This is a genomic window from Flavobacterium adhaerens, from assembly GCF_040045115.1.
GTDB classification, from domain to species: Bacteria; Bacteroidota; Bacteroidia; order Flavobacteriales; family Flavobacteriaceae; genus Flavobacterium; species Flavobacterium adhaerens.
Map to the genome: position 1 here is coordinate 367,475 of NZ_JBDLZX010000002.1, position 11,983 is coordinate 379,457.

The following is an 11,983-nucleotide window of genomic DNA, read 5'->3' on the forward strand; positions in this document are numbered from 1 at the left end:
ATTAAAGAGGCTTAATGCAGTGTTGGAGAGTGTTGTAGAGTTTGGCTTCGAGAGGCAGTATTTGTCACCACGATATAAATCTCACGATAGTTTATTTTGTAAATTTGAAAATTATAGGTTACTGATAAATTAATTTTAAATGGCAGTATTACAAAAAGGCAATTCAAATTATCCGTTTTGGGGAGCATCAATAAATCTGATTACTGGACTTGACCCGTTAGGACTTCAAACAACTTCAGAAGCGACTTACGCTACTATGTTGCCTGGCATTTCCAATTTGACTAATCGTCTCCGTTATTATGGGTTTTATTGTTGGCTGTTAGACTTCTATTTCAAGACCGAGAAGAAAGGCAACTCAAAAGAACAATATCGTTTTATCCGCAGAGCTGAATTGATGATTGCCATAATTATGCAAAGCGAGCGTAAAGGAGTTCAACAGATAACAGGAAGTAACTTTGCTTCAAACCTAATAAATACAGCTGAGGAAACTTATTTTGACTTAGCCGAAGGAGCAGACAAGGACAATACCGATAAAAATGTTTATTGGAAATATCCGTCCGGTGCATTCGGACAATATTATTACGGAGCAATGCAGGCACTTTCCTTAATTATTACAGCAATAAATGATGATGGAGATGTTATTTACAACATTAGTAAACCACACCCAAGACAAAAAGTTTCTGGGAAACAATTAGCCGAGGCTTTTGAAGTATCATTGTCACCACAAATAAAAGAGTTATTTTATAGTAATATCAAAAAAGGAAAACTCTACCAAGCTGATATTTCAGAACTGATAAAGTATTTTGCGATTGACACGATACAAACACAAAATGCCGAATGGCAACTGTATGTAGAAATGCTTTTGGACAAAGACGAACCAAGTCAAGAAATGGAAGAACGTTTTACTTTTCACAGAAGGGAAACAATTTTATCGCTCTTAAATACAGCTGTTAAAAATGAAAATAATTACGACTGGTATAGATTTCTATTGGAAATTTACCAAAAGAAATTGGGAACAAATAGTTATCCTGCAACGGAAACTAATATTGGCTGGTACTGCTATCAATTAAATGAGTATTGGCAGTACAGTTGCGGTACAATATTTTGGGCTGTATTACAACATCTTTACGATTTTCAACACGACCAATATCTACCATTGTTTGTGAAGAATTTTTCAAGCAGTATTACAAATGAAATATGCAAAGAGCTAAATCAAGCCATAGAACCAACAAGTTCACTTGCAGAAATTTTGCTATTAATCACTGACACAGAAGACGAGGAAAACATCAAAAAGGAAATTGATGCAACAAACGACCCTGTAATGGTAGCAAAATATGGCTTTATGCTTTTGCTTCAAATATTCAAAAATAATAGGGAGCAACTTCATCCATTGAAAGAATTTATGAGCAGAAAAAAGATAGAAAGGGATGGGAATATGGTTAATGGCATCTTGACAGTTCACACAGCAGAAAATGATACACTTCAAGATTTTGTTGAACAATTTATTTTACGCAAAATTATTTACAGGCACTCAATGGTTGCACTCAGAAAAATGGGCAACGGCTCACAGGCTACCCACAAATTTTTTATTGAGGAACAATACATTCGTTTCATAGATACATTTCCACCAAGAAACACATCGCCAAGAATGAACGCCTTGCAAAACATAATGTTTGATTTACAGGTAATCAACGACCAAAGGGTTTTATCGCCATTACATAAGAAACTTTTGATTGATTGATGATACTAGAAAGAGAAAACATACTAACATTGATAGGAAGCAGAAGATATCATTCTGCAATTCTTACTACCTTCAGCTTTGACTTTTATTTTTTTGAAATGAAAGCAATGAAATGGTTGCGTTCTTGTGGCGTGAGAAACATCAACGTTTTTATTGACGGACATTATTATTCAGAGTTAATGCAACAAGCCACAGGAGAAGAAATGCAACTTTCTGCCGGTTATTCACTTTATCCTGTTTTCCAAAAGTCAGTATTCCATCCAAAAATTTGGATGTTGTTTGGTGAAAAAGAAGGGTTGCTTATTGTTGGTTCTGGAAACCTTACAAATTCTGGAAATGGTAACAATGATGAGATTTGGGGAGCATTTCATTTTGATATTCGTTCAACCGAAAATTCATCAATCTTTTCGTCAGCTTGGGATTATCTATCAACTCTTTCATCGTCAGTTAAGGGACAGATGAATGAAAAAACTACAAAATGGATACTTGAACATTCTAAATGGCTGAATGAATTGCCAAAGACAAAACCATTTCAATTTTTCGAAACGTCGCAAAAAGAGAAGATTGCTTTCCTGTTTAATACTGAAACAACTTCTATTTGGAACGAACTTTTAAGACATCTTAGCAATGAGAAAGTAGTAGAAATAACTACCATTTCTCCCTATTATGACAAGAATGGGAAAGTATTGCAAGAACTCAATTCTCTTTTTCCTTCAGCCATAGTAAAAGTTATATTGGATGAAAGTGGGTTAATACCTTCTACAATGCAAGTGAGCAAAGAATTTACATTTTACGATTGGTGTGATGCCGGCGTAAGCAAAGTGCAATATGCAAAATCTGGAAACTCAAAATCAAAACTTCACGGGAAGATTATTCATTTCAAGACAAAAAATGGAAAAGAGTTTTGCCTGTTCGGCAGTGCCAATATTACACCTGCAGGGTTGGGATTATTGGGCAAAAATTCAAATGCAGAAGTTTCACTTCTTATTCAGTCAGAAAAAGGTGGATTGTTAAATCAATTAGGCATAAAACTGAAAACAAGCAATAGTAAAAGCCTTGATGAATTTGCAACGACTACAAGTAAATCAATTTATGAAACTATAATCGAGAATAATCAATACAAACTGCAACTGCTATCGGCAGAGTTGATTTATGATGAATTTATACTTCATTCCAATGGTACTTATACCGATGAATTCAGGATTGTCTTCTTCGATAAGCAAAACCGATTTTTGTATTCCAAAACATTCTCAAATTATGGGAAAGAACTAAAAACAAAACTTAATTTGGAATTAGGCACTTTCCAATATGTGCAATTGACAAATATTAATGACGAGATTATCTCTAATAAACTTTTGATTTCAGATTATTTCCTCTTGGCGAAAACGCATCCTAATCCAAAGACAGAGGAAATTGAAAAAATTTATAACGAAATCCAAAATGGAGAGCTGAGTAAAGTTCTCGACCTGTTGCATTATGCAATCTTTGATGAAACAGAAAATGAAACAGGAGCTAGCTTTTTAGATAGTAGGAGAAACACGTTTACAAAGCTGAATGATTACAAAGAACCTGAAAAACTTTACGATCTCTCTTCCTATAAACCAATCGAAAATTCTGGATTTGAAAAAAACCTTCTGCTCTCTTCTCTTTCCCTACGTGTTTTAGATGTTTTGAAGTTCATCAATTTAAATGGAATTTCAACAAATAAGCAAGGTGATATAAGTATTGATGAGCAAGAAGACGATTTAGGTAACATAAATGGAAATGAGGAAGGAGAAGTGGCAACCGTTCGTAACCTCTCTTTTGCCATGCTTAAATCTGAAAAAAGAAAGTTGATGAACTACTTTGATAATCTTTACAATTACCAACAAGAAATTCTCTATGGGAATAATCGACCAAAAACATATAGGCCTACACTTACAGATTTGACTAAATATCTAATCGCTCTTGAGTTGATAACTGAATATGGGGGAAAATCTGCAAAGTATGACGAACAAGACACACAGCATTTTTTTAGTTATTTGCCCTTTGTAGATAACTATGATAATAACAATGTAAAAGGTTGTTGTTTAAACTTAATTGGCGACTTTTTGATGCTGGCAAGAAGCGGATTTAAAGCGTATGAATTTGACTATACCAAAAAGAAAATTGAGGAACTAAAAAAAGAGGCGCTCATAAGCACAATTGTTTGCTTGGTAAACAATCGCTGGAAAGATGATGAATTGCATTACTTTTTTACGATGGTTTTAAATGCACTTCATTATTTAGGTTTCAAAAATGCAGATGATTTCAATGCCAACTTCGAAGAGTTGAAAACCAAAATTAACAGTAGAATTTCTGAGTTGAAAAACAGGACAAAGGGATTTGAAAAAAACTTAGAGATATTTTACGGAAAACTTTGTCCATCGTTTATAAAGGTAATTAAACAGATTGAAGATAAGACCTTTGATACCTCCGCAGTTCAGGGTCAAATTATTTATAAATCGCCTTGGGGCTATAACTACGTTCAGTCTGTAACAAAAACGAACGATTTCAGTTTAATCAGACCAGGCTTTATGTGGGATGATAATAAGGAAGATTACATAAAGCATAGCCCAGACGAAATTTATTTACCGCTAAAGCTTACATCTTTTATATGTACTGATTTGTAGATTTATCAGAAATCGAACTACCTTTGGACTATCTGCCTTTTAATTACTTAAGTCCCGTCCTATAAGTGTTATCGAGTTTATTATGGATTATTGTTGCTACAACTAAAACTTCTGTCATTTGTGAAAGTTGGGTATCTTCCAATATTTTTGGATTGTGTGCTTTTGGATTTCTGTACATAGAAAAAAATCCTTTACAGAAGTTTCCAAAGCCCTTATGTTCACTTTCCTCGCTTTGATTTTTCAGAGTGTTAAAAGCAAGCATAGGTCTTTTGTCTTTTCCCAACGCAAAACAATCATCAACTAAATCTGCTCCGTCTGAAGTATAGCCGCTTTTTTGCCTAAGCCTTTCTGCGACACTTTTGGTAATTTCAAGTATAGCATGAAAATAATTTTCCTTTAACCATTCAGCTTCACAATAAGGCAAAATTTCTGAATTAATTCCAATGCCGTGTACTTTTTCTTTGATTTTAAGTGACCTGCTTTTAGCTTCTGAAATGGTTTTAGCCCTATCAACTTGTCGGGCTTGACCAGTTTTATCAATTTCTATCCCCTCATAAAGGAATTTCTCATTGATAGTCGTTCTATCTTTTTCAAATTCATCTTCTGAATTATATCTTTTTGGATTTAATAACCTGACAACAAATGCCAATACATTATTTCCGCACCTGTCTTGTACTTGTCTTTCTTTTAGCGCATAAAACAGTCTATCTGTTTTGTTTGTACCGTATTGAGATTGAGAAATACCAGCACCAGATAAATGTTCTGTAATTTTGGTATGGGTCAGCATATTTGAAATTATATCAGATATATTTCGCAGGGTTATGTCATCAAAGGATTTTGTCATTCAATAATTGTTCTATTTTAAAATTAGTTATCTTGGTTTTTGTATTTCCACATTTTGTTTCTCTTTATCTTTTTTTTCACGAGAATAAACCCAAAGCGATAACAGCCCAAAAATAATCAGTGCATAAGCTACCCACTTACCAAATTTTTCAAGCAGTTTAATGATAACCGAACTTTCATAAGATGAAAATCCTTCTGCTCCCATAGAACCACGCCTGTAAAACTTTCGCCGATTAATCCAGTAGCGAAGTCCCAAGCCTGTAACCAGAAATATGATACCTATTATCAATGATGCGATCATAACAAAAACACTTTAAATTCACCTTTTAAATTTACAAAAATTTAGCTTCGATCACTCCAAAAAAAGAAATCCTGCTTTTGCGGCAGGACTTCTTTTTGATACTATACTAATCATTACTATTAAACTGAAAGCTGATTTGTTTTTCATTTCCGAAGCTGTCCGAAATCCAAACCTCAAAGGATTGTGATACAGCAGATGTTGACGTATAGTACAATCTAAACTGCTCTGTCGGTAAAGGGTATAAATCGTTCGGCAGGTATGATGGTTCATCGTAGTATTGCAACGTTCCCTGTCCGTCAAACTGAAAGTAACGGAGAAAATACTGCGTGTTGCTGTAATTGCCTGTGCGCTGTATGGTAATGCGTATTTCTACCGTCTGCCCATTGGCTACATCTTTTGGAACTGGCATCACGTTTACCTCGAAAGTAAAATCGTTCTGTATTTCGAGTTCATCATCTTTGCTACAAGATACCAAAGAAACCGAAGCTGTGAGGATTGCCAGCATTACATATATCGGCAGTAATCCTATTCTGAATTTATTGAATATTGCTATCATTGTTTTTACGTTTTAAAAATTAAACCTTAGTCCCACACCTGCCGACGGTCGGAACTGTTGTAAATCTGTACCCCAAAGCACTTTTGTACGTCCTTGCAGGACAAGTACAAAACGGTCGGACAGATACGTTTCAAAAGTGAGGCGACCGCCTGCTCCATAGATAAAATTATCCTCGCTCAAAATCTTTGCTCCGTCATACAACATCGTTTCGCCCCGGTTGATGGTTTCGTAACCGACTACGCCTGTTATTCCGAAGTTCAGCGTAATGTTCTTACGGGCATCGCCCAGCAGGAAGAAGCTGTAACCGCCTTCGGCAGTATAAGTTTCCTGCGGTATGCGCAGGGCTTTATAATCGTGGTATTGGTGTGTGTATTCCAACACCCAAAGCTGGTAATTTCCATTTTTTCCGTTCACGGTCATTCCGATGTTGAGGTAATAATCATTGCCGATTTTATCATCGGATAATACGCCTGCACTTATTTCCAATCCTTTCTGTTTTGGAAGCATTCTTTGTGCCTGTGTAGCAGTGATGGCCATAAAGATGAGCATCACGGTATAGATATACTTTTTCATAAAATTGCTTTAAAGGGTTATTAAAATTTCAGATGCATATCATTAACCAAACGAGCCTTGATTAAATCGGAATTTTCTATCTGGAGTGTCTGATGCCTGCCCCCGTTTTTTTCGAAAATCTCAATCAGCAGTACTTTGTCATCGGCAATCGTAAATTGATCTAAAAGAAATACGTTTTGTTCGGTCGATTTACCGCCAATCTCCTCCAATGGCTTGTAAGTGCGTAACGGTATCAGCGGGCGTTCCTGCACTACGGTACGTTTGGCTACCTTTTTATCCACTACTTTGAAATTGATAAAATCAATCTGAAACGGCACATTGGTACGGTTTCTCAATTCCGTATGGAAATAGTATTTCCCGTTGTGTATGTAAATGCCTTTGAGGATAAACTGAATACCGAAACTCTTAGCCCCGATATGCTTTACAATGCGTTTGTCATTTTTGTAAATGGTTTCCAATAGCAAGCCTGCCAGTGAGGGCGAATTGTTGCCCAATTCCTCAAAAAGCACATCGTTTCCGTTAGCTTTATCAACTGCCTTTTGCATCGTAAGCAGGTCATAACTCAATGCTTCGGGATAGGAACTGTAATACACATTGAAACTGTAAAAACGCCCGTCATTGGTAATGACTGAAAAATTGGTTTCAGGTTCAAAATCCCTTACTGTTGCTTTTACACGCAACACGTTTTCCGCATCTTCTGCTTTCCCTGCAATCAGGTATTCACTGCCCAAATCTACGTAACGAATAGCAGTGGGGAAAATCAGGTGCGAAGTTTTATCGTAGGTAACTTCCATTTTATACGGTTCTATTTTACCCAATGCAAGCGGAGTTTTTGCATTTGCACTGTCTTGTGCATAAGATTGTACGGCAAAGCCGAGTATCAAGGTAATTGCCCAAAAGGTTTTTAAATGATTTTTCATTGTTTTATTTATTTGAGTTCAACATTATTGTTTGGATACAAGGAAGACTTGATGCCCTGCCTTTAGTGTAACTTTTGGCGTTCGTACTTTTTTGGCGAAATAACCCGAAATACCCTGTACTACACCACGGCTAAGGTCTGCGGCAACCTGTTGTCCGGCATTCTGTGTGAGCATTACGCTCGTTCCACCTGTCTGGCTCATATTGCCAGCCATTTCGGTAAGGGCATTCATTTCGGGCGAGTACGGAACGTACAAGCCTTGCTGCCCGTCTAAATCGTAAATGGTAATATCTACCGGGATGATATTGCCCTCCAATTCTATAGAGGTAATTTTTAGTTGTAGCCTGCCATTCTGAAATTTGGCATTTGCCGTTACAATCGTTCCTTTTGGAATGGTACGCCCGGGCGTTTGGGCAGGCTCTAACAATCGTAAACGCACACCCGTTTCGCCAACTACTGTTTGAGCATCGTGTACGCAGGCTTTTATACTGTTTTTAGGCTGTATCACCTGCTCAATAGAACCGGCGGTATAAAAACCTCGGTTCTTTGTTTCGCTCCAATCGGCTAAAAAAGCACTGTCCGTAGGCTCACGGTACAGGGCTGATACGGCATTCTTCCTTGCAAGCGTAAACGATACAAAATGCTCTTTTTGGTTAGTACTCGTAGCACCAACAGCACCCGGAACAGCACCGACAGTAGGTGTTGCATTTTCGGTATTCGTATTTTTCGGCAGATACTTTGCTGCCATTTCATAGGATTTCTCCATTAGTTTGAGTTGATCATCTACGGTGGCAACAGGTGGCACATCTTTTTCAGCCAGCTTTTCTTTCATTTCGTCCAATTGCCTGCGGAGTTCCATTGTTTCCGAGTTATTATCCTGATAAAAAGAACTCAATGCACTTTGGGTATTTCGATAGCTGTTTAACCCATGATTGCTGTTTCTTCCTGAATTTCTGCCATAGCTGTTGCTTTGGTCTTCTTCAGGAAGCTGTTCATCAACTGGCTCTTCTTTGTCTTCGGTATTCCAATAATCAGAAAGCGTAGTTAAAGCATTACGCTTTTCCTGGTCTTTGCTTTCCAGCATTTCCTGCTCATACGCCTTGCCTTTGTCGGCAGGCATTCCGGCTCCAGTAGCTTCTGGTACAGCATCGTTCAGCCCGACGTTTTCAATCGCATTTTTATCTTCGGACGGTTTAAATATGAGGTACATACAACCCACGAAGACAATCGCCATTAAACCAAAGATCAGGGGCTTTTTGAGCTTCTCCTTATTATTCTGTGGGCCGTCTTGCAGCGCATCAGCGGTTGCTACCGGGTTACCTTCCGTTACCCGAACAACCGATTTTTTGTTCTCATTTTCTTTCATAAATCTTATTTTTTAAAATTGTTGATAATGTGTCCTGTAATCTTGCAGGGCTTTCACTTTTTTTGAGGACAGGGTTTTCGATATGTTCAATGACCATATCGTTACCGGATTTTGAGGTGTCGTACATTACTTTGCCAATGACCGCCACGGTAAGCAGTAGGTAACCCACGAAGAAGTACAGCGTATATTGGTGCTGTTTCCGCAGGGGCAATGCCCGCCAGCGTTCGTCCAGCTTGTCAAAATATCTATCCATATTTGCTCTTAATTTTTTCATAGCCTTACTATTTCTATTGTTATAGCTTGAAACGTTTAGAGCTTTTTCCTGCCTGTTGCTTCGGTTCATCATTGACCAAAGCGACTGCCTCTGCCGCTTTAGGTGCGGATATTACAGACAGGTTTGCCAATTCCGATTTTTTCAGCAGTTGCCCGAATTGGTCTTTCTTTGCAACCTCCATTCTATCGATAGAAAATTTGCCGTCCAGGTATTTTACCCACATACTGCATTCGACACGGTGCTTGTCATCACCCGACCATTGCAGGTAGCCCGTCAGCAACAAATGCTGTCTAGGCAAACTATCTGCATCTTTTTGGCAGTTTTCGAGGTATTCCCCAATGCTGTCTTTCAACTTTCCGGCATACGCACCCTGCGTATGGAAATAGCCGTTATATCCTTTATCGGTAAGGATTTTTGCAAACGTGTTTAAATCTGATAATGCTTCCATAAAATTGTTTTTTAGCGTTCGATGACTTCTATATCCCTGTTTTCGACCACCGCAAACTTTTCAATGTTGAAGCCCTGCGGATTGTTGTCGGAACGGACGGAGTTTACGAGATAGCAGGAAGTTATCAGGTTACGCCTGGTTACATTGCTCGAACGGATAATGAACTGTTTGGCATAGGTGCGCACCGCATAAGGATGGGTGTCGAAATTGCAGACCACGCTATCGACCTCGATACGTTGCTGAACATTCCCTGAAATAATTCTGTTGTAGTAACCCTTTTCAGATAAGTCTTTGTAATAGTCAAAAGCACTTTTATCCGCAAGGTTAAATGCCCTGCTCATATTGCTTTCGATAGCATTTTTATCTGGAGCGAGTGTAAAGAACAGCTCGTGAAAACGTCTGACGTGTTCCCTTGCTTCCACAGGTCGGTTGATGCCCGCATCTTGCGATAAGGCAAGCATCAAAGATTTGCCGTTATCCAGTACATAGATTTTTTGGCGTTGTTCTTCTGCAAAGCGGTAGGACTGCCATACGGCATATCCTACCACGCCAATGCAGAGAACCGCAAACACAATGGCATATAATCTTATCTGCCTAAAGCTGTTTTCGATATTTCTTAGCGTTTTAAATTCCATTTTTTAGAATGATTAATTGTTTATTTATTCATCAGTTTACCGCCGATGTTTCCAACTGTGGAACCTGCACCTGCTCCGGCGATGTTTCCTGTTTTCATTGCAGCTTGGTTTACGTTGCGGGTAAAGTTTCCTGCGCCTCCGGCTTGGATTACCCAACCTGTTACTGTCGGAATTGTGAAGTACCCGATAATGCCGATAATCATAAATATGATGTAAACCGTATTGCTGGTATCAGGGATGTAGGTGGGATCAGCAAGCATTGCTATATCTCTTTCCAGTATGAGGGATTGTATTCTTGCCAGCATCGAGCTGAACAAATCCGAAACAGGAAGCCAGAGATATACGCTCACATACCTCGTGATCCACTGTGTGAGCGTGGACTGAAATCCGTCCCAGACGGAAATAGCAAAAGCTATTGGTCCGAGTATGGAAAGGACTATCAGGAAAAATGTTCGTATGGTATCAATAACCAAAGCCGCCGCCTGAAAGAGTATTTCCAGTAAATTGCGAAACCAATCCTTTATGGCTTTCTCTATCTTGTAGGCTTGCCTGTCCATATACATTCCCGCCATTGTACCAACGTCCGATGGCGACCAGCCTAATTCATCCAGCTTTTTATCAAACTCTTCGTCTGATACCATATAAGCAGTTTCGGGATTTCTGACCATTGCTTCGTATTCCAATTGGTCTTTCTGCTGTTGCAGTTTGTTGAGATCAAGCACTTGGTCTTCGAGTATGGCGTGGGTTCCTGTAACCACCGGGCTTAATACTGCATTAATGGTTCCCAACACGATGGTTGGGAAGAACATTATACAAAGCCCCAAAGCGAACGGACGCAACAACGGGAACACATCAATAGGTTCTGCTCGGCTTAAAGCCTGCCAAACCTTTAATGCCACATAGAACAACGCTCCCAATCCCGCCAATCCCTTAGCTACCGCTGCCATATCGCCTGCAAGCGGCATCATATCGTCATAAAGCGAACGCAGGAGTTCGTGAAGATTATCCCATTCCATTTTTACCAGTATTTTTGGTTAGCAGTTCCATAGAGTTCAAGAACCCTTTTGGCATCGTTTTTCTTTTTCGCTCTCAGGTAGCTTACAGAAATGTTCTTATTGGTGTAGTAGCGTACAAGACTGTGGTAATCTTTTACCTCTTTGTACACACGATCAATAATATCCATACGCTCTTTGTCGTTTAGCGAAAGGCTTGAAGAGGTTATAATCTGTTTCAATTCTTTTAGCAGTTCGGTACTTTCGTTAAGCAGTGCCGAATAACCATTGCCTATAGCAACCAATTCCTGCGGTGTAAAATTTGGGTCGTTCATCATCTTGCCAAAATTCTGAACGTAAATTTCGGATACATCGCCAACTAAGAGTACGGTTTGCTGCACCTTTCGGGCATCTTTCACAAGGTTGTTGATCGCTTTCAGTTTATCGTAATATTCCTTGCCTTGGTCGTACACTTTCTTCACTTCGTTAAAGTTCTTTACGACATTGCTCACAGTGGAAGAAGTCTGTATGATTTCGTTCGCACTGTTGATAATCCCTGAAGCCAGGTTTGCAGGGTCAGTTACTACAAATTGGGCTTTCGCTGACGGTGCTACGGCGAGCATAAGTGCCGTACACACCAGATACAATACTTTTTTCATTGTTTCTGAATTTTAAAATGTTAAT

The 11,983-nt window shown here is 38.7% G+C and carries 13 protein-coding genes; 2 read left to right on the plus strand and 11 right to left on the minus strand.

What is annotated here, in order from left to right:
* The first annotated feature begins 139 nt into the window (after positions 1-139).
* Positions 140-1,741, plus strand: a complete 1,602-nt coding sequence (locus tag ABEB18_RS04330; RefSeq protein ID WP_348797870.1) for a hypothetical protein — start codon at positions 140-142, stop codon at positions 1,739-1,741.
* On the plus strand, positions 1,741-4,392 hold the full coding sequence (locus ABEB18_RS04335) for a phospholipase D-like domain-containing protein (protein WP_348797871.1): 2,652 nt from the start codon (positions 1,741-1,743) through the stop codon (positions 4,390-4,392). The genes ABEB18_RS04330 and ABEB18_RS04335 overlap by 1 nt, the downstream gene beginning before the upstream one ends.
* Before the next feature lie 43 nt (positions 4,393-4,435).
* On the opposite strand, the gene ABEB18_RS04340 is transcribed toward ABEB18_RS04335, so the two are convergent.
* From ABEB18_RS04340 to ABEB18_RS04390, 11 genes are all read right to left on the minus strand, one after another.
* Positions 4,436-5,236, minus strand: a complete 801-nt coding sequence (locus ABEB18_RS04340) for a TIGR02391 family protein (protein ID WP_348797873.1) — start codon at positions 5,234-5,236, stop codon at positions 4,436-4,438.
* A 27-nt stretch (positions 5,237-5,263) separates the two neighbouring features.
* Positions 5,264-5,536: a molybdenum ABC transporter permease gene (locus tag ABEB18_RS04345; RefSeq protein WP_348797874.1), complete on the minus strand. Its 273-nt coding sequence runs from the start codon at positions 5,534-5,536 to the stop codon at positions 5,264-5,266.
* Positions 5,537-5,642: 106 nt separating this feature from the next.
* On the minus strand, positions 5,643-6,092 hold the full coding sequence (locus tag ABEB18_RS04350; RefSeq protein WP_348797876.1) for a DUF3872 domain-containing protein: 450 nt from the start codon (positions 6,090-6,092) through the stop codon (positions 5,643-5,645).
* A 12-nt stretch (positions 6,093-6,104) separates the two neighbouring features.
* Positions 6,105-6,665: a conjugal transfer protein TraO gene (locus tag ABEB18_RS04355; protein WP_348797877.1), complete on the minus strand. Its 561-nt coding sequence runs from the start codon at positions 6,663-6,665 to the stop codon at positions 6,105-6,107.
* A 20-nt stretch (positions 6,666-6,685) separates the two neighbouring features.
* Positions 6,686-7,585 carry a conjugative transposon protein TraN gene (gene traN / locus ABEB18_RS04360; protein WP_348797878.1) on the minus strand — a complete coding sequence of 300 codons (900 nt, stop codon included), beginning with the start codon at positions 7,583-7,585 and terminating at the stop codon, positions 6,686-6,688.
* A gap of 24 nt (positions 7,586-7,609) precedes the next feature.
* A complete protein-coding gene (gene traM, locus ABEB18_RS04365) occupies positions 7,610-8,950 on the minus strand; it encodes a conjugative transposon protein TraM (RefSeq protein WP_348797879.1) in 1,341 nt (446 codons plus the stop codon).
* Complete coding sequence (locus ABEB18_RS04370; protein WP_348797880.1) at positions 8,937-9,224, minus strand: nitrogen regulatory IIA protein; 288 nt, start codon at positions 9,222-9,224, stop codon at positions 8,937-8,939. Before ABEB18_RS04370 ends, traM begins: the two co-directional genes overlap by 14 nt.
* Positions 9,225-9,243: 19 nt before the next feature.
* Positions 9,244-9,672, minus strand: coding sequence for a hypothetical protein (locus ABEB18_RS04375; RefSeq protein WP_348797881.1), 429 nt, complete (start codon positions 9,670-9,672; stop codon positions 9,244-9,246).
* 11 nt (positions 9,673-9,683) lie between these two features.
* On the minus strand, positions 9,684-10,307 hold the full coding sequence (gene traK, locus ABEB18_RS04380) for a conjugative transposon protein TraK (protein ID WP_076553440.1): 624 nt from the start codon (positions 10,305-10,307) through the stop codon (positions 9,684-9,686).
* A gap of 20 nt (positions 10,308-10,327) precedes the next feature.
* Positions 10,328-11,323, minus strand: a complete 996-nt coding sequence (gene traJ / locus ABEB18_RS04385; RefSeq protein ID WP_050378374.1) for a conjugative transposon protein TraJ — start codon at positions 11,321-11,323, stop codon at positions 10,328-10,330.
* A 2-nt stretch (positions 11,324-11,325) separates the two neighbouring features.
* Complete coding sequence (locus ABEB18_RS04390) at positions 11,326-11,958, minus strand: DUF4141 domain-containing protein (RefSeq protein WP_050378373.1); 633 nt, start codon at positions 11,956-11,958, stop codon at positions 11,326-11,328.
* Positions 11,959-11,983: the final 25 nt, after the last annotated feature.

Coding starts and splice junctions, on each gene's coding strand:
- ABEB18_RS04330 (WP_348797870.1), top strand. CDS start 140: ATGGCAGTATTACAAAAAGGCAATTCAAATTATCCGTTTTGGGGAGCA.
- ABEB18_RS04335 (WP_348797871.1), top strand. CDS start 1,741: ATGATACTAGAAAGAGAAAACATACTAACATTGATAGGAAGCAGAAGA.
- ABEB18_RS04340 (WP_348797873.1), bottom strand. CDS start 5,236: ATGACAAAATCCTTTGATGACATAACCCTGCGAAATATATCTGATATA.
- ABEB18_RS04345 (WP_348797874.1), bottom strand. CDS start 5,536: ATGATCGCATCATTGATAATAGGTATCATATTTCTGGTTACAGGCTTG.
- ABEB18_RS04350 (WP_348797876.1), bottom strand. CDS start 6,092: ATGATAGCAATATTCAATAAATTCAGAATAGGATTACTGCCGATATAT.
- ABEB18_RS04355 (WP_348797877.1), bottom strand. CDS start 6,665: ATGAAAAAGTATATCTATACCGTGATGCTCATCTTTATGGCCATCACT.
- traN (WP_348797878.1), bottom strand. CDS start 7,585: ATGAAAAATCATTTAAAAACCTTTTGGGCAATTACCTTGATACTCGGC.
- traM (WP_348797879.1), bottom strand. CDS start 8,950: ATGAAAGAAAATGAGAACAAAAAATCGGTTGTTCGGGTAACGGAAGGT.
- ABEB18_RS04370 (WP_348797880.1), bottom strand. CDS start 9,224: ATGAAAAAATTAAGAGCAAATATGGATAGATATTTTGACAAGCTGGAC.
- ABEB18_RS04375 (WP_348797881.1), bottom strand. CDS start 9,672: ATGGAAGCATTATCAGATTTAAACACGTTTGCAAAAATCCTTACCGAT.
- traK (WP_076553440.1), bottom strand. CDS start 10,307: ATGGAATTTAAAACGCTAAGAAATATCGAAAACAGCTTTAGGCAGATA.
- traJ (WP_050378374.1), bottom strand. CDS start 11,323: ATGGAATGGGATAATCTTCACGAACTCCTGCGTTCGCTTTATGACGAT.
- ABEB18_RS04390 (WP_050378373.1), bottom strand. CDS start 11,958: ATGAAAAAAGTATTGTATCTGGTGTGTACGGCACTTATGCTCGCCGTA.